Source organism: Verrucomicrobiota bacterium, assembly GCA_039027815.1.
Lineage (GTDB): Bacteria > Verrucomicrobiota > Verrucomicrobiia > Verrucomicrobiales > JBCCJK01 > JBCCJK01.
In genome coordinates this window covers 99,390-115,589 of the sequence record JBCCJK010000002.1, presented here as the reverse complement: position 1 = coordinate 115,589, position 16,200 = coordinate 99,390, and the positions used below count along the sequence as shown (strand labels likewise).

Below are 16,200 nucleotides of genomic sequence, written 5' to 3'. Positions count from 1 at the left end.
GGTAGAATGGCCGAGTGGATTTCGGGCCAGACCAAGGCGCGACGAGGGCGCGGTGCAGGCACCGTAACCGAGGAGCAACGCAGGGCTGGCTCGAAAGACACCGGCTCTCCCTTCCACGCGCTTCAGCGCCTCTTCCCCACAACACCTTCCCTCCATTCTTCCAGTCAATTCTGGAGGTTGGTCTTACTTCTGCGGCGGACGAGTGCTCCACCCAGAAGCTGCGTCACTTTGTCGGGTAATCTTGTCGCAGAAAGCTCTCTCAATGCGCCATTTGGACGCAAGTTTTCGAAGGTCGTTTAGGACAGCAGAGGCTGAATTTTGACTCATACAGCTCATAATCAATGAGTTATATAATGCAATTCATCCTCGGTATGTCTTTTGCAGCTAGAATGGCATCGGCTAAAAACAGTCGAATTTCATTCCAAACCAACCACTAAGAAAAAACCATGACCTTCCTCAGAAACTACTCTTATCCCCTAAACAGCTTCGCTTCGCTCGACCGTTTTTTTGGTCGCAGCTTTCCCGAGCTTGGCTTCACCAATCCTCCTGTCAACAGCCGCGCGCTTTTGGCGACGAACGTTTACGAAGACGACCACTCCTTCCACGTCCGCGTGGAGGTGCCGGGAGCCAAAAAGGACCAAATCGATCTTCAGCTTGAAGACGAAAAGCTCGCCATCGCTTACGCAGGCAAGACGGGCCAGGAGAATGCCAAACGCGAAGTGCGCCACCGCCGCACCGTGGCTCTCCCCGGAGTGAATCCGACCGGGGAAATCAAAGCCCAACTCGAAAACGGAATCCTGACCGTCACCCTGCCCAAAACAGAAGAAGCCAAGCCAAGACAAATCCAAATCAGCTAACTCACCCTCTACTTAGAAATCGATCACCATGAACCAAAACCAAGAACAACTCGTCACGACCCAATCCGTCTGCGACCCCACTCCTGCCCCATCGACCGCCCCCCGCGCCACTCGCCGGCCGCACTACACCGTCCGCGAGAGCGAAGGGGCTTACGAGGTAGGGGTCGCCCTCCCAGGAGTGACCAAGGAGGACGTGCGCGTCTCCTTCGAGGACCAGCAACTCGTTCTCGCAGCCAAGTGGAAAAACGAAACTCCAGACAACTGGAAGCCGCTTTACCGGGAACTGTCTGAGGCGGACTACCGACTCGTGCTCGACATCCAGTTCGAAGTCGACGCCGAGGGCATCTCCGCCCGCATGGAAGAGGGCATCCTCAGCCTGCGCCTTCCCCTGGCTGAATCGGCCAAGCCGAAAACCATCGCCATCCACTGACAGCGCGCTGGACGCAAAGGGCGGCGGCTCTGGAAAGAGTCGCCGCTTTTTTTGGGGGGGCCTTCTTTCTCAGGAAGCCTTGCCCGAAGACTCGCCACCCTCTCCCTCGTCCTCGGAAGCGCTCTTGGAGTGGCTTCCCATCCCCAGGGCAGGCACGATCTTGCGGGCCAGTTTTTTGAAGCCGACGTCCGTTTCTTCCACCCGCTCCTCTCCCTCGGCCAAAGCCCGCTCCCAAGCCGTTCCGAAGCCCGGGGCCTTCTCGTTCATGAGGCGGATGGCTCGCTCGTAAACCTGCAACTGGCGCAACTCCCCCCGACCCGGCTTCTGCTGGTAGGTGGCCAGTGTCACGCGCAGGTTTTCGTTCTGCTCCCTCAGCTGTTCGAGATCGCGATCCGTCTTTTCATTCCCCCGCGCATTGATTTTGAGCTGGGTGTTGAGGTGGGATTGGAGTTCGCTCGCCTCTTTCTCCAGCCGCTTCATTTCCCTCTTGAGAAAGCCCTTTTGGGTCAGCGAGGACTTCCAGACAAAAATCATCCCCGCGAGACCGAGCGCCAAGCCCCAGACAAAGGGCTCCTTTAAAAGATTCCAAAATGTTTCCATGTTTCTCAGTTACGAAGTGCCGGGAAGTCTTCGATCAGACAGACCTGGCTCGCAAACTCATTTCTGCTCCGCCCTTGGCAACCTCTGGCAAGAAGCGAAAGAGAGGTCCGAGTTTGTGGACCCCCTAAAACTGCGCCAGGTCTTACCGATGAACTACTGGCTCATGAAAAGCGAACCGGATGTCTTCTCGCTCCAAGATTTGGCCCGAGTCGGGCAGGAACCTTGGGACGGCATTCGCAACTACCAAGCTCGCAACTTCATGCGTGATGAAATGAAACCGGGCGACCTGGCGCTCTTTTACCATTCCAACACCAAACCTCCGGGCGTGGCTGGGGTGGCCAGAATTGCCAGCACCGCCTACCCCGATGCCACCCAGTTCGATCCGGCCTCGCCTTACTTCGACCTCAAGTCCAAGCGGGAGGCCCCGCGTTGGATTTTGGTGGACGTCGCCTTCGTGGCCGAGTTTCCCCACTACTTGCCCCTCGAAGAGATGAAAGAAGATCCCGCCCTGGAAGACCTGCTCATTCTCCGAAAGGGAAATCGTCTCTCCATCACCCCGGTCGAGGCGAAAGACTTCCAGCGTGTCTGCCGACTCGGCGGATTGAAAAAGCTGCCGAAGTAAAGGCGCCTATGCTACCGTAAAACCGTGAAGGGATATCGCCCCAGCATCCAACGTCTCCAAGAGGAATTCGCCACTCATCTAGCTCGCCAGCGAATGTTGGACCGCATCCGCCAGGGGAGACCCCGCCGAAGGGTTGGGATCGATCTCGACAACAGCGAGCCGTGGCCCCGAAGCGCTGACTCTTTGGCGGGCGATTGGGAGATTGCCAGCAAAATCAACGAATCCGTAAAGGAATGGGGACCGAAGCCGATCAGTTCATCCGGAAACTAGCCACAAAGCATCGCGTAATGGCGTTGGGGGGACTGGCCGTGATTGCTCATGGTTTTTCCCGAAGAACTTGGGATGCTGACATTTGGCTCGAGCCTATGGAATCGGCGGAAAGCTGGGCAGCGGCACTCGTTCGCCATTGTGATGAGCATGGCGGACTCACCCTTCACCGGCTTCCTGGTTGGGTGAAAGTGGCAGGAGAGGAAGTCACGCAGGCTGTGCGAGAAACCCGCTTGATTCGGATTCTTGGGTTGGATTGTCCTTTGGATGTTTTCCGGCAACCAAACGAAGTTGAGCTAACACGCTTTGACGAATTTGCTGATCGAGGCAGAACCCGGGAGGACGGGACGATTTTGCCTGCACCGCTGGACCTTCTTGAAACCAAATTGAATACCGGACGCGAAAAGGACCAACAGGATCTGTTTTACTTGGAAGATCTCACTCGGCGGGACTACTCCATTCGCTTACCGAAATCCACCCTCGCCGAAGCCGAAGAACTGCTGGATCGCTTCTCAGATTGGAAGGTCCTGCGTTCGGCCCTCAGCAACCCCCGGCCCGAGGTGCAAACGCTGGCGCGAACCCAGTTGCAAGAGTTTGCGGAAGCGGGGGATCCCTTTTCGAAAGCTATCTTAGAGGGGAGGAAAATCCCCTACGACCCATAATACCAAGCTGCAGAATTGGCTGGTAGAATGGCCGAGTGGATTTCGGGCCAGACCAAGGCGCGACGAGGGCGCGGTGCAGGCACCTTAACCGAGGAGCAACGCTGGGCTGGCTCGAAAGACACCGGCTCTCCCTTCCCCGCGCTTCAGCGCCTCTTCCCCACTCCACCTTCTCTCCATTCTACCAGTGAATTCTGGAGGTTGGTATAAGCACAAAAAACGGCGGCCCGTTCAGGCCGCCGTTTTGGTTCCAGAGAATTGGAAATCTCTCTCAATCCTCGGAACTCAAATTGAATCTCTCATAGACGGTCTGCGCGTCTTCGCTTGGCTTGATCTGGACCACCACCGGCAAATCATCGCCTTCGGGGACCGTCCCCGTGCTGATGAGGCTGGAGCCCTCTTGGGCAAAGCGCAGGGTGGTGGGCGCCTTGCGGTCGCCCGTGATGACGCTCACTTGGAGACCCTCAGGCACCGAAACCACTCCCCCCTCCTCGTTCACAAAGGTCAGTTGGACCTTGCGCTCCTCGGTCAGGAAAAACTCCACATGGGGATCCACTCCATGGAGAATCTTGCCCCCATTGGGACCCACAATCTCATCGTGGGAATGGTCGTGCCCATGATCGTGGGTCGCGGTGGTCTCTTTTTTCGGCTTGGGAGCGCGGCAGCCGCAAGGGCCACAGGCGATGGCCGAGAGCGGAATGGCAGAAAGGAGAGTCAGGGTGAGGATGGTTCGTTTCATATCGGTCTGGTTTGGATGGATTCTGATTCTAGGATAAGGGTGAAAGAAGACGAGGTTCATTCCTTCTTTCTTCAGAAGAAGTGACCGCTCCGCCGACGCAAGGCCGCCCGAGAGGACTTTTCGAAGAAAGCGAAAAAGAGCGAAGGCGTCACGATCAAGCCGAGCAAGGTGGAAGAGAGCAAGCCGCCCACGATTACGACTGCCACCGGCTGCAAGATTTCCTTCCCAGGGTCTTCCGAAGCCAAGAGCATGGGCATGAGAGCAAAGCCAGCCGAGAGCGCCGTCATGAGAACCGGAACCAGCCGCTCGAGCGTCCCCCTCTCCACCATCTCCCGGCCAAAAGACTCCCCTTCTTGCTGCATCAGATGCAGGTAGTGAGAAAGCAGCATGATATTGTTGCGGGCCGAAATTCCGGCGATCGCAATGAAACCGACCAAAGTGGCAATGCTCACGTTGTTGAGCATCTGCTGGGTCAAAACAATGGCCCCCACCAGCGAGACCGGAAGGATCGTCAACACCAGCAAGGCCAAGGGCAGGCTGCGGAAATAGCTTGAAAGAAGCAGCACGATCACCAGCAAAACCGCTCCCGACGTCCAGAAAATGGTCTGCGAAGCTTCCTGCTGTGCTTGGTATTCCCCTTCGAACGAGATGGCGTAGCCCTCGGGCAAATCCACCTCCCGCAGAACGGCCGCCTGCAGCTCCTCGACGGCTTCCGTCAGATTTTCCCTCAAGGGATTGATGGAAACGACAAACCGCCTCCGAGTGTTCTCCCGCAGAATGGTGTTGGGACCACTGGCGGGGCGCAAATTCGCGACCGCCGAGAGGGGCACTTGCTGGCCACTGAGGGTATCGATGTAAAGCTCCTCCAGTCTTTCCGGATTTTCCCGCCAGGCCGGGGCCAAGCGAACCACCAGGTCATAGACGCGCGCGCCCTCATACATCTCGCTCACCACTTCTCCGCCCAGGAGGGTCGCCAACTGGGCATTGAGCTCCCCAGGCTGGACGCCGTAGGCGAGCGCTCGATCTCGATCCACCTCAATCCTGAGCTGGGGAACAGGCGCTTGCTGCTCGGTGCGCGCCTCCTCCAACCCGGGAATCGCTCTCGCCACCCCCGCGATCTCCTCGCCCAGGCGACGCAGCTCCCGCAGCTCTGGCCCAAAGATCTTGATCGCCACCTTGGCGGAGACCCCGCTCAGCATGTGTCCGATCCGATCGGCCAAGGGTCCGCTCAGCGCACTGAAGGTCCCGGGGAGGCCCCGCATGGTCTCGCGCACCGCCTCCACCACCTCCCCTCGCTCCGAAGTGCTGAGATCCTGGAACTCGATGTCAAATTCGACCGTGGAAACCGGCACTACATGATCGCCTCGCTCCGCCCGGCCCACTCGGTAGCCGAGGCTTTTGACGCCCTCGATCTGCAGGACCAGCTCGGTCGCCCTCTGCGCCATCTCGGTCGTCGTCTTAAGCGAAGTCCCCGGCGCCATGGTCGTGGCCACCACCAGCGATGGCTCCCGAAAAGGAGGCAGGAAATTCCCGCCCATCTTCGCATACAGCCACCCGCTCCCGACCAGCAAGAAAAGGGTCGCCACCAACACCACCCACGGCTGGGCCAAGGCCAGCCGGAGACCCGTTCGGCGAAAGCCCTCCTTCAGCCAGCGAACAAAGAAGGTATCCGCCCGACCGCTTCCCGGCTTGGGATGAAGGAACAGCGAGCTCAAAACCGGAATCACGGTCAGGGAAACCAAGAAGGATGCCGCCATGCTGGTGATGGTGGCCAGGGCAATCGGCGTGAAGAGCCGGCCCTCCACCCCGCTTAAAGAAAGCAGCGGCAGGAACACCAGAATGATCAGAACCGTCGCATAAAAAATCGACGAGCGGACCTCGGCGGAAGCGCGGGCAATCACCTCCAAGCGCGGGAGCGGCTCTTCTTTGGCCGCATTCTCCCGGAGTCTTCGAAAGACGTTTTCCACGTCCACGATGGCATCGTCCACCACCATCCCGATGGCGACTGCCAAGCCCCCTAAGGTCATGGAATTGACCCCGATCTCCATGAGGTCAAACACCACCACCGCAATCGCCAAAGAGAGCGGAATGGCCGTCAAGGTGATGGCCGTGACGCGGATGTTCAGCAGAAAGAGCAGCAGGACCAAGGCCACCATGAGAGCCCCATCGCGAAGGGCTTCCTCCAAATTGCCGATCGCGATCTGGATGTAGTCGGCCTGACGATAGAGCGTCAGCAATTCCAAGCCCTCCGGCAAGCCCGCTTGCAGCTCCTCCAGGGCCGTCTCGACCTCTCCGGTCAGAGCCAAGGTATCGTAACCGGGCGATTTCCGAACACTCAGAATCACTCCCAGACTCCCCTCCTCCCCCGCCAGGCCCATGCCCGCATCCCCCCGCATGGGAGCCACATCCCAAACCACCTCAGCCACATCCTCGATCGTGATGGGACGATCCCGCACATGCGCCACGGTCGTGCGGCCGATCTTCCCGAGGTCGGTCGTCATCCCAAGATTGCGCACCATGATCTCCTGCGAGCCCTCCACCAAAAACCCCCCGGTGGAATTGCGGACCGCCTTGGCAGCCGCCGCTCGCACTTACTCAAAGGTCACCCCATGCACCCGCATCTGATTGGGATCCGGCTGCACTTGGACTTGCTGGATGCCTCCGCCCATGGCCAGCACTTCGGCAATGCCGGGGATGGACTGGAGGCGACGCGCCACCGTCCAGTCCGCCAGCACCCGCTGCTCTCGTAAAGGCATCTGGCCCGCGCGATCTCGCAGCCCCACCAGCAGGATGTCCCCCATCAGGGAAGTGGCCGGCGTCATGTAGGGCGTGAGACCCTCGGGCAAATGCTCCCCCGCGCTCACGAGACGCTCCTGCACAAACTGGCGCGCTTGGTAGAGATCGGTTCCCCAATCGAATTCGATGAAAACCAGAGAAAGGGCGATGTCATTGGTCGACCGCAAACGGTCCACCCCGGTCACCCCCATGAGCGCGTTCTCCAAAGGCACCGTGATGAGCTGCTCCACCTCCTCGGGGGCATAGCCGGGCGCCTCGGTCAGGAGCGTCACGGTCGGCTTGGTCAAATCCGGAAGCACGTCCACCGGCAGCTCGACCGCCGTCTTCGCGCCCCAAAGCAGAAGCGCCAAGGCCAGCCCGAGGACGAGCGCCCGCTGCGCCAGAGAAAAGCGAATTAGCCGATCCAACATCCTCTCAGGGCCGACTGCCGGCCAGTTGTTGCGCCAAAAAGACCGCCACCAGCGTCGCCAAAAGGCTGTAGCCCACCAGCCAAGGAAAGAGCGCCCCCGCCCAGCCGGACTCCTCCGCTCGTTCCTCTGGCGCGGTCGATTCCACCGCCTTCTCGGCCTCCGCCATCTCGGAGCCATCCTCGGCGTGCTCATGCCCATGGGCCGCGTCGAGAGCCTCCTTCAGTGACATCCCCCCCGCCCCGGCAAAGCCCAGCGCGTAGCCCCCCTTCACCACCACCATATCTCCCGGGAAGACCCCTTCCAGGATCTCGACCTGCTCTCCGTTTCGTCGCCCCACCCGCACCGGCGTCCGGTGGTAGGCCGTCGGCAAATCATAGTCGGGAATCCAGAGATGCCGATCGGTCTCATCCCCTTGCAGGGCCGATTCCGGCACCACAAAGACCCCCCCGTGGGTGCGCAGGACCGCATGGAACTCCACCCGCATGCCCGGCCGCAATCGACCTCCCGGATTCTCCACCTCGTAGATGGCATCCAAGGTCCCTGCATCCCGATCGGCTTGGGTGCCAAAACGCAGCAGCGTCCCCGAAAGGGACTCCTCGCCCAAAGCGGGCACCCGGATGTGCGCCTGGCTCCCCAGCTTCAAGCTGCCCGCCGCATGCTCCGGAATCCGGGCAATGGCCCAGACCCTCGACAAATCTTGAATCGTGAGCAGCTCCTTGCTCGGCTCCACCGGATCGCCCACCCGCAGCTCGGTCGAAGTGACCAAGCCGCTCAGAGGCGCCGCCAGCGAAACCTGCGGAGGGGGGTCACCGGGCTGGCGGCTCTCGATCCAGAAAATCTCCTGCCCCGCCTCCACCTCATCGCCCTCAAAGGCGGCCATGCGGAGGACTCGACCGGGAATGCGACTGCTCAAGACCGCCTGGTTCTGCGGCTTGGCCTCAATGCGGCCCACAGCAAAGACCGTCTCCTCAAAATCCCCGATCTCCACCACCTCCGTCTCGATCGCCAAATTGCTCGCTTGGGTCGGGGTCAGAATCACGTCGGGGACGGCCGCCAAAGGGGCCGCCCACCCTAGGAAGAAAAGAACTCGTTTCATAGAAGATCAGGGAAGAAGAAAGACTGCACGAGGGCATGATGGCGGCCGGAAAGGCGATCGAACTCCACCTTGGCCTCGGCAGCGGCCACCTCGTGCTCGTGCGCCACTAGGACCAGGTCCAGATCCTCTCTCTGAAAGCGAAGAAACTCCGCCAAAGAAAGGCGCCCATCTTCCAGAGAAGACTCCGCCAGCGCCAAGTGCTCTTTAGAAAGACGCAAAAGCGCTTGGAATTCGGCCAAGGCCTTGACCGCGGTATGCAGTCGCGCATGAGCCAGAGAAGCCCGGCTCACCAGGATGGCCGTCTCGGCCTTCCACTCCCACTCAGCCGCTTGGAGCGCCGCCCGGCGGGCCTGCAACTCGCCCTCCCGGAGATTCCAGAGAGGCAAAGGAGCCGTCAGACCGAGCGTGAGAGAGCCAGTCCGCTCGGTCCGATCCGCCCCATCCACCTGCCGCGCCCGCAAAACGCCAGCCCGCAGCTCCACCTCTTGCCAACGCGCTGCGTCCTCCAAGGCCAGCTTCGCCGCGGCCACCCGCACCTTCAGCGCGGCCGCAGCGAAGCCGGGAAGTCGCTCCAGCAGCTCCGCTTACTCAGGGAGAGCGGGGAGCGAAGGATCCCCATGGGGCGGTGAAGTCAGCAACACCGAATCCCCAGGCGGACGGCCTACCAAGATCGCCAAGGCTTGTCCCGCCTGCTCCCGTTCCGCCTCGGTCTCCCGGAGTTCGATCCGCAGGCGACCCGCCTCAATGGCAGCCTTGCGAGCGTCCAGCACCGAAGCCTCTCCCCGGGCGGAAGCGTTTTCCGTAAAAGCCGTCAAGTTTTCCGCCACCTCCAGCGCCGTGCGAAACTGCGCCGCGTGGTGGATCAGATCCCCTTGGAGGGCGGCGTTTTCATCGATTTCCCGCAGGAGATCCAGCGCCTTGCTAACCAGCTCGATGCGCGCCCTCTCGATGTCCAAAAGAGACACCTCCCGCTCCCTCCGCAAGCGATCCGCCAGCGGGAAGGAATGCGCCAAGCCCAGCTCCCATTCGCCACTGCCGCGATCCGGTTGAAAAACATCTCCCTCCCAACGGGCCAGAAGCGAAGGATTGGAAAGACGACCCGCGTCCCGCAGGCGGGCCTGCGCCACCGCCACCGCAAGCCGGGCCGCTTGCAAATGGGGATGCTGTCGCAGGGCTTCGCGCCGGAGCTGGGAAAGGGTTTCCGCGCTCGAAAGCGTCGCTAGAAGAAGGGAGAAAAGGATTCCCCCAAGTTTGAAGATCATGATGGGTAGGAGAGAACACAGGTGGTTCTTGCCGGCACGGACCTCGTCGATCCCTGACAAAACAAGCCCGCTTTCAACAACGCCGCACCACCGAGCCCATCCCAGGAAGTCGTCCCGGTGGCCCCAAGCCTCCACCGGGTCGAGCGGCCGGGATCGCCTCCCCCATCGGCCACCCTTCTTTCACTCCCCAGACCGGCCTCTCCGCTTCCAAAAGACTAGGTAGGAGCGGGCCCTGCGAGCCCACCTGTGGGAGATCTCCCAAATCGAGAAAAAACTCGGAACAAGGATCGGGAGCGATCTCGCCTCGCGACGCCTCTCCCTCGCAACAAGCAGACGGCTCATGATGGTGCTCATGCGCCAAGTGGATGCCCTCAGAAGAAACACACAGCAGGAGCGGGCGAGCCGCGACCGCTCCCAAGAGCAGCGCCATCCCAAGGGCCAGGGCCGAGCGGAGGAGCGAGAACATCACCCGGTTAGCTGTAGGCGGGATCAGAAGGGAGGCAAGGCCTTTAGGACCGACGCCTTCTCCTGGCCGGGAGGGCGGATCGAAAATCTGAGTTGCTAGCCAGCACTCTTCGTGAGAACACCGCTCATCGCTGATCTCACTCGCCAAGTCATCAACGCTCTCTCTCAAGCTGGCTGGTCCTTCTCCTTGGTCAAAGAGCACGTCCTCGAAGCAGGCTTCGAAGGACACCACTCCCGCTACCAAGTCCACGTCCAGACCTTCCCTGAGATCGGGGCCGTCTCCGCGGTCGCGGAGGGCTCGCAAAGCTTTCCCGTGAACAAGCGACCCGCCCTCGCCGAATTGATTTTGCGGACCAATCAGCAGCTGACAGTGGGCAACTTCGAACTGCTCTGGGACCAAGGTCTTCCCCTCTTTCGTGCCACCAACCTCTTCCCCGCCCACGGCCCCTTCGATCCCGCCATCCTAACCAGCCTCGTCCACACCTCCGTCACCGAAATGGATCGGCTGGCCCCCTACCTCACCGTCTTGGCGCAGACCCCGGCGGAGCGACTGCATGCGCTGAGCGTGAAAGGCCTCCTGCAACGCGAAGACCTCTTGCCGGATTGGGTCAAAGTCGAAGACCCCGAAACCCGCTCCTCATAAGAAGTGCAATCCCGCAGCCCTCGAAACGAACTGCGGGATCACGATTTCCCCCCCAATAGACTTGGGACTTCGTTTATACCCGAAATGGCCGTTCCAAGGCAAGCCGAATCCCCTCCGGCGGAATGATTTTGCAGAAAGGCCAGAGGGCCTCCGGAACCAGCCCCAGGCCCCGGTTCGCCATCCTGGCCGCTCTGATACCAAGCTGCAGAATTGGCTGGTAGAATGGCCGAGTGGATTTCGGGCCAGACCAAGGCGCGACGAGGGCGCGGTGCTAGCACCGTAACCGAGAAGCAACGCAGGGCTGGCTCGAAAGACACCGGCTCTCCCTTCCCCGCGCTTCAGCGCCTCTTCCCCACAACACCTCCCCTCCATTCTACCAGTGAATTCTGGAGCTTGGTATTAGCCCCGCCTTCCAAAAAGCATGACCAAGCCGGTCAGGATCAGAAAAATCGCAAAGACCCGGGTGAGGGTCTGGTCTTGCAGCCCTTTCATCCAATCGGCCGCAAACCAGGCCACGACCGCCGCGCCCAGGGCAGCCCCGATCCAGATTTGCCAATCGACCAAGCCATTTCGATGATTTTGGAGCGTGGCCGTCACGGCGATCGGCAAAATGATGGCCAGCGAGGTGCCGACGGCTCGATGCGGCTCCATCCCGAGCCCGTAGACAAAGGCCGGCACCATGAGAATGCCCCCACCCACCCCACACAGCGCCCCGATCAAGCCGGCCACCCCTCCCAAAAGCAGGGCCAGGACGAAGGTCTTCATGCGGCGCGGCGTTTCCGTATCGGGTTCGCGATGCCCACCAGCAAACGGGAAAGCAGGTGCTTGGGATCGTGGCTGGTCGTGACCAAGAGACGATTGGTCTCCGCGCAGGCGATCAAAGCTTCCTTCAACTCGTCGACCGTGAACCGCTCGGCATCGCGGGCCGCGAAGAAAAGCGGGTAGCCATGGATGGCCCCATTCTTTGTCTTGGGGAGATGGGCCGTGGCCGCCTCAGGAAGCTTCTTGAGCGCGGCCAAAAACTGCGGGGCCCGCTGGATCGGCAAAGCGTGTTTGTCTAACAAATCGCGGGCCAGCAAGAGACTCCGGACCTTGGGCACCACCCCGGCCAAAAGCAGGGAAATGGCACTCTCTCCCTGCTCCAGCAGCTCGTCGAGAAGGGCCAAGGCCTCCGCCGCCTCCCGCCGAGCCAAGGCCGCTCCCAGATCGAAGATCACCCCCTCCCGGCCGCTCGCCACGATGGCGCGGATGGCCTCGCGGCTCACCTGCCGCTCCTCGCCCAAAAAGAGATCCAGCTTCTCCAGCTCACTCTGAATTTGGCGCGTCTTCTCGCCCACGATGGCCACGAAATACTCCAAAACCGGCGCCGAGAATTCCAGGCCAAGAGCCTCCGCCCGCGCTGCCACCTGCGTCATGACTTCCTCCATCCACTGGCCCCGGCTAGTGTCCGGCAAATCGAAAACACGCAGCTCCCCCTCCTTCTGCCACCGCTTGTAAAAGACCCGCCGTTTATCAATCCCATCGGCGCTGATCACAAAGTGGATCTCCCCAGGCAAGCCAGCTTCCAAGACCTCCAGCAGCGCCTGCTGCCCCTCCTGCGAGGGATGGGAACGAGCCGTCACCGAATCTCCCAGAAAATTGGCATTCTTGAGCCAAACGACTTTCCCCTGCCCGAAGAAAGGCAACGTCTGAAGAGCCTCGATCACCCGATAGCAAATCTCCCCAGCCGCCTCCGCGTTCTCGGCATTCCCATCCACCACCTCCACCCCAAAGTCCCCGGCCCCGGCCGGCGTCAGCTCCTTGACCAGCCGGGCCGCCGCCTCCCGGACTTGGGCGTCATCGCTCCCCGTCAGGAGATGAAGATTGGAAGAACCCGCCATAGATCCCTCCCACTCAAGAGCAGCCACCGGGGGGCTCAAGAAGCATTCTTTGGTTTTTGATTGTTTCGAATTCAGGAAACATTTATAATTTCCATAGTGAAGACGCCTCCTTCCAAGTTCTCGTTTGCCAACCTCTCGGGGTTGACCGGTATGCTGGTGGGCGGGATCGTCTTGCTGCTGGTTCTCTTTCACGAGCCCAAAGTCGAGGAGCGGATCTCGCCCGACCTCTCCATCCTGCTGCCATCTAGCCCGCCGGCAGCGGAAGACCTGGCCCTGCCCGAGCCCGAAGTGGAACGGGTCGTGGACCTGCGTCAGCAGCGCCGGGAAATCCAGCGGGAAATCGAGCGAGCGTCGGAGACCTTGCCGAGGCGACCGCAAATGGCCCAGATCCAGAAGCTAGACAACCCCTGGAAAGCCGCCTTCGCCACCCGCGCCCTCATCGACGAAGTCACCCACAACCTCAACAGCGTGGCCAACGTCGAGCAGGCCATCGAATACGTTGGGCTGGTGGCCGATCGCATCGACGAATTCGCCGCGCTCCAAAGACGGACGGCCGAGCTGACCGAATCGCTCGATCGCGAAGAGCGCCTGGCGGTGGCCGAGATCGTCAAACCGAGCATGCTCAGCCTCCGGAATGCGCTCCAGCACGCCAGCCAGGCCAATCCAGCCATCTTCGCAGTCGTGAACGAACCGATCGAAGACCTCATCACCGACCCCGTCACCAGCCGGACCGCCACCGGACGCCTCCCGCAGCTCAGCCCCACTCGCTACAACTAATACCAAGCTGCAGAATTGGCTGGTAGAATGGCCGAGTGGATTTCGGGCCAGACCAAGGCGCGACGAGGGCGCGGTGCAGGCACCGTAACCGAGGAGCAACCCAGGGCTGGCTCGAAAGACACCGGCTCTCCCTTCCCCGCGCTTCAGTGCCTCTTCCCCACAACACCTTCCCTCCATTCTACCAGTGAATTCTGGAGGTTGGTATAAGGAGCGCAGGCGCTGCGTCCCGCCAACGCAGCCCTCTCGCCCCCCTCACGGCTTGCGCAGGCGCAGCCGACGGAGGGACTTCCCCTGCCCTTCCCACAGCTCCTGAAAATCCGTCTTCGCGTAAAAAAACGCCTCGGATGGCCAAGCGAGTCGCTCCAGAAAAGAACAGTCTTCCAGCACCTCCTCCGCCCACTCGAAGTAGCCGAGGTGGTCCGTCTTGAAACAAAACTCCCCGCCCGGTTTCAGGACCGCCGCCACCGAGCGGAGGAAAGCCAGTTGGAAGAGCCTCCGCTTGTGGTGCTTGGCCTTGGGCCAGGGGTCAGGGCAGAGCAAGTGCAGGCGGTTGACCGAAGCCCTCGGCAGCAGCCACTCAATGGCATAAGCGCTCTCCAATCGCAGCACCTTCACATTCTGGAGACCGGCCCGTTCCGCTTTTCGGCTGACTTTGCGCACTCGCCCCAAAAGACGCTCCACGCCCAGAAAATTCCTCTCGGGAAACTGCGCCCCCATACGCTCGAGAAAGCGGCCGTCCCCACAGCCGAGGTCCACCTCCAAGAACGCCTCCGGTCGCTCCGGAAAGATCTCCTCCACCGTGGCCCGCCGGAAGTAATCCTGCGGCAGCCACTCCTGCGCCTCGGAGGCGCGGGGGGGCGGGCCTTCTTCCCTCGGAGCGGGCTCAGTTGACACTGGCTTCCTGGGGCACCGGCGGGTCCATCCATTTGCCGTGCTCGCTGATGAGGTCCTTCAAGCGATCGACCGCTTCCTCCTCCGGGATATTGAACTTCACCGCCTCTTTCCCGACGTAGAGATTGATCTTGCCCGGCGCGCCCCCCACGTAGCCGAAATCGGCGTCCGCCATCTCCCCCGGTCCATTCACGATGCAACCCATGACCGCGATCCGGACCCCCTTGAGGTGACCCGTGGCTTCCCGGATTTTTTGGGTCGTGCTCTGGAGATTGAAAAGCGTGCGGCCGCAGCTGGGGCAGGCCACATAGTCCGTCTTGAAAATGCGCGCCCCGGCCGCTTGCAGGATGTTGTAGGCGATTCGCAGGCTCTGCCCCGGCGCCTCCTCGCCCCGCACCACCACGGCATCTCCCACGCCATCGCATAAGAGCGACCCCACATTCACGCTCGCGTGCAAGAGCGAGGTCACGAAATCCTGGCTGGAGGGCTCCGGGCTGAGCGTGTCTTTCAGCAAAATGGGATGCCGGGGGTGCACCCGACTGGCCAGCAGGCGAAACGCCGGGAGAATCGCCAAATCCGTTCCATCGGCCACCGTGATCAGACGCGGCTGCCGGCTCTCATTGATGGCGGCCACCGCTTCCTCCTCCATCGGGTCAATCGCCAGCACCTCGTGCGACTCCAAAATCCCTTCCGGCTTGAAGTCCCCCATCCGATCCAACTTGTGCGCGACCGCGTCCCATCGCCGCTGGTCGGTGAACACGCCAATCTGCGCCCCCCCTCCCACGCGCAGGCCCTCCACCTCGACCGCTTCGCTGGCCCGCTTCTCAAACCGAAAAGGATCCACCGGGTAGTCCGCCTCCAAAGGCGTCTGCGCGCGTTGTCCATAGCTCTGGACCCAGGCCACCAACTTCCGGGCCACGGGGATCTCGTAGATGGCATCCTCCGTCAGGGAAACCCGCAAGGTATCCCCCAAGCCATCGGCCAGCAGGGAACCGATCCCAATCGCGCTCTTGATGCGGCCGTCCTCCCCATCGCCCGCCTCAGTCACCCCCAAGTGAAGCGGGTAATTCCAGTCCGGACCCTGGGCCTCGAGCGTGGCCACCAAGAGACGGTAGGCCTCCACCATGACCTTGGGATTGCTCGCCTTCATGCTGAAGACGAAGTCGTGGAAATCGTGCTGGCGGGCGATCCGAGCGAACTCGAGCGCGCTCTCGACCATCCCATGAGGCGTGTCGCCGTAGCGGTTCAGGATGCGATCGCTGAGCGAGCCGTGGTTGGTCCCAATCCGGATGGCCACTCCCCGTTCCTTGCATTTGAGCACCAAGGGCGTGAACTTTTTCTCGATCCGCTCCAGCTCTGCCTGGTATTCCTCATCCGTGTACTCCAGGACGGCGAACTTTTTGGAATCGGCGTAATTCCCGGGATTGACCCGCACTTTGTCGACCCAGTTGGCGGCCTCCAGCGCGGCGTCCGGCTTGAAATGGATATCGGCCACCACCGGCACCGAGCAGCCCTCCGCTCGCAGGGCGTCCACGATGTTCTGGAGGTTGGCGGCATGCCTTCTGGCTGGAGCCGTGATCCGCACGATCTCACAACCCGCTTCCGCCAACCCCAGCGCCTCCGTGACACAGGCCTCCGTGTCCAAGGTGTCACTGGTGAGCATGGACTGCACCCGAATGGGATTGTCCCCCCCCAAGCCCACCTCTCCCACGCGCACCTCGCGCGTCCGCCGACGCTGGTAGCGAAAAAGATCGGTGCAGTAAGGATGGTGGCTCACGAGGAAAGAAGGAGAAGCAAGACAGGGGC

The 16,200-nt window shown here is 61.3% G+C and carries 16 protein-coding genes and 1 pseudogene; 6 read left to right on the top strand and 11 right to left on the bottom strand.

Going from position 1 to position 16,200, the window contains the following annotated elements; all coding sequences use genetic code 11:
- Positions 1-446: 446 nt before the first annotated feature.
- Together AAF555_01745 and AAF555_01740 are read left to right on the top strand one after the other, a co-directional pair.
- Positions 447-857, top strand: coding sequence for an Hsp20/alpha crystallin family protein (locus AAF555_01745; GenBank protein ID MEM6910280.1), 411 nt, complete (start codon positions 447-449; stop codon positions 855-857).
- A 28-nt stretch (positions 858-885) separates the two neighbouring features.
- Positions 886-1,287 carry an Hsp20/alpha crystallin family protein gene (locus AAF555_01740; GenBank protein ID MEM6910279.1) on the top strand — a complete coding sequence of 134 codons (402 nt, stop codon included), beginning with the start codon at positions 886-888 and terminating at the stop codon, positions 1,285-1,287.
- Positions 1,288-1,356: 69 nt separating this feature from the next.
- Here AAF555_01740 and AAF555_01735 read toward each other — a convergent pair whose 3' ends face one another.
- Positions 1,357-1,887 (bottom strand): hypothetical protein, encoded by a 531-nt coding sequence (locus AAF555_01735; protein ID MEM6910278.1) that lies wholly within the window; start codon positions 1,885-1,887, stop codon positions 1,357-1,359.
- 148 nt (positions 1,888-2,035) lie between these two features.
- Between AAF555_01735 and AAF555_01730 the strand changes: the two genes are divergently transcribed.
- Both AAF555_01730 and AAF555_01725 read left to right on the top strand, forming a co-directional pair.
- Entirely contained in the window at positions 2,036-2,509 is a 474-nt protein-coding gene (locus tag AAF555_01730; protein ID MEM6910277.1) for an EVE domain-containing protein, read from the top strand.
- Positions 2,510-3,162: 653 nt separating this feature from the next.
- Positions 3,163-3,438, top strand: a complete 276-nt coding sequence (locus tag AAF555_01725; protein ID MEM6910276.1) for a hypothetical protein — start codon at positions 3,163-3,165, stop codon at positions 3,436-3,438.
- Between the two features lie 268 nt (positions 3,439-3,706).
- Here the strand turns inward: AAF555_01725 and AAF555_01720 are convergent, their stop codons facing one another.
- From AAF555_01720 to AAF555_01695, 6 genes and pseudogenes are all read right to left on the bottom strand, one after another.
- Complete coding sequence (locus tag AAF555_01720) at positions 3,707-4,174, bottom strand: hypothetical protein (protein ID MEM6910275.1); 468 nt, start codon at positions 4,172-4,174, stop codon at positions 3,707-3,709.
- A gap of 71 nt (positions 4,175-4,245) precedes the next feature.
- Positions 4,246-7,380, bottom strand: a pseudogene (locus AAF555_01715) (efflux RND transporter permease subunit).
- 4 nt (positions 7,381-7,384) lie between these two features.
- A complete protein-coding gene (locus AAF555_01710) occupies positions 7,385-8,476 on the bottom strand; it encodes an efflux RND transporter periplasmic adaptor subunit (GenBank protein MEM6910274.1) in 1,092 nt (363 codons plus the stop codon).
- Positions 8,473-9,051 carry a TolC family protein gene (locus AAF555_01705; protein ID MEM6910273.1) on the bottom strand — a complete coding sequence of 193 codons (579 nt, stop codon included), beginning with the start codon at positions 9,049-9,051 and terminating at the stop codon, positions 8,473-8,475. Before AAF555_01705 ends, AAF555_01710 begins: the two co-directional genes overlap by 4 nt.
- Positions 9,052-9,060: 9 nt before the next feature.
- Positions 9,061-9,738: a TolC family protein gene (locus tag AAF555_01700; protein MEM6910272.1), complete on the bottom strand. Its 678-nt coding sequence runs from the start codon at positions 9,736-9,738 to the stop codon at positions 9,061-9,063.
- 73 nt (positions 9,739-9,811) lie between these two features.
- Positions 9,812-10,204 carry a hypothetical protein gene (locus AAF555_01695; protein ID MEM6910271.1) on the bottom strand — a complete coding sequence of 131 codons (393 nt, stop codon included), beginning with the start codon at positions 10,202-10,204 and terminating at the stop codon, positions 9,812-9,814.
- Positions 10,205-10,315: 111 nt separating this feature from the next.
- On the opposite strand from AAF555_01695, the gene AAF555_01690 reads away from it, so the two are divergent.
- Complete coding sequence (locus tag AAF555_01690) at positions 10,316-10,846, top strand: YbjN domain-containing protein (GenBank protein MEM6910270.1); 531 nt, start codon at positions 10,316-10,318, stop codon at positions 10,844-10,846.
- A gap of 399 nt (positions 10,847-11,245) precedes the next feature.
- On the opposite strand, the gene AAF555_01685 is transcribed toward AAF555_01690, so the two are convergent.
- Together AAF555_01685 and holA are read right to left on the bottom strand one after the other, a co-directional pair.
- Positions 11,246-11,611 (bottom strand): sulfite exporter TauE/SafE family protein, encoded by a 366-nt coding sequence (locus AAF555_01685; GenBank protein MEM6910269.1) that lies wholly within the window; start codon positions 11,609-11,611, stop codon positions 11,246-11,248.
- Positions 11,608-12,726, bottom strand: coding sequence for a DNA polymerase III subunit delta (holA, locus tag AAF555_01680; protein MEM6910268.1), 1,119 nt, complete (start codon positions 12,724-12,726; stop codon positions 11,608-11,610). Before holA ends, AAF555_01685 begins: the two co-directional genes overlap by 4 nt.
- A gap of 96 nt (positions 12,727-12,822) precedes the next feature.
- On the opposite strand from holA, the gene AAF555_01675 reads away from it, so the two are divergent.
- Positions 12,823-13,503, top strand: a complete 681-nt coding sequence (locus AAF555_01675) for a hypothetical protein (GenBank protein ID MEM6910267.1) — start codon at positions 12,823-12,825, stop codon at positions 13,501-13,503.
- Between the two features lie 252 nt (positions 13,504-13,755).
- Here the strand turns inward: AAF555_01675 and trmB are convergent, their stop codons facing one another.
- Complete coding sequence (gene trmB / locus AAF555_01670) at positions 13,756-14,397, bottom strand: tRNA (guanosine(46)-N7)-methyltransferase TrmB (GenBank protein ID MEM6910266.1); 642 nt, start codon at positions 14,395-14,397, stop codon at positions 13,756-13,758.
- On the bottom strand, positions 14,387-16,171 hold the full coding sequence (gene ispG / locus AAF555_01665; protein ID MEM6910265.1) for a (E)-4-hydroxy-3-methylbut-2-enyl-diphosphate synthase: 1,785 nt from the start codon (positions 16,169-16,171) through the stop codon (positions 14,387-14,389). Before ispG ends, trmB begins: the two co-directional genes overlap by 11 nt.
- Positions 16,172-16,200 lie beyond the last annotated feature (29 nt).

Excerpts from the sequence above, each read along its gene's own strand:
- AAF555_01745 (MEM6910280.1), top strand. The coding sequence starts at position 447 with ATGACCTTCCTCAGAAACTACTCTTATCCCCTAAACAGCTTCGCTTCG.
- AAF555_01740 (MEM6910279.1), top strand. The coding sequence starts at position 886 with ATGAACCAAAACCAAGAACAACTCGTCACGACCCAATCCGTCTGCGAC.
- AAF555_01735 (MEM6910278.1), bottom strand. The coding sequence starts at position 1,887 with ATGGAAACATTTTGGAATCTTTTAAAGGAGCCCTTTGTCTGGGGCTTG.
- AAF555_01730 (MEM6910277.1), top strand. The coding sequence starts at position 2,036 with ATGAACTACTGGCTCATGAAAAGCGAACCGGATGTCTTCTCGCTCCAA.
- AAF555_01720 (MEM6910275.1), bottom strand. The coding sequence starts at position 4,174 with ATGAAACGAACCATCCTCACCCTGACTCTCCTTTCTGCCATTCCGCTC.
- AAF555_01710 (MEM6910274.1), bottom strand. The coding sequence starts at position 8,476 with ATGAAACGAGTTCTTTTCTTCCTAGGGTGGGCGGCCCCTTTGGCGGCC.
- AAF555_01700 (MEM6910272.1), bottom strand. The coding sequence starts at position 9,738 with ATGATCTTCAAACTTGGGGGAATCCTTTTCTCCCTTCTTCTAGCGACG.
- AAF555_01695 (MEM6910271.1), bottom strand. The coding sequence starts at position 10,204 with ATGTTCTCGCTCCTCCGCTCGGCCCTGGCCCTTGGGATGGCGCTGCTC.
- AAF555_01685 (MEM6910269.1), bottom strand. The coding sequence starts at position 11,611 with ATGAAGACCTTCGTCCTGGCCCTGCTTTTGGGAGGGGTGGCCGGCTTG.
- holA (MEM6910268.1), bottom strand. The coding sequence starts at position 12,726 with ATGGCGGGTTCTTCCAATCTTCATCTCCTGACGGGGAGCGATGACGCC.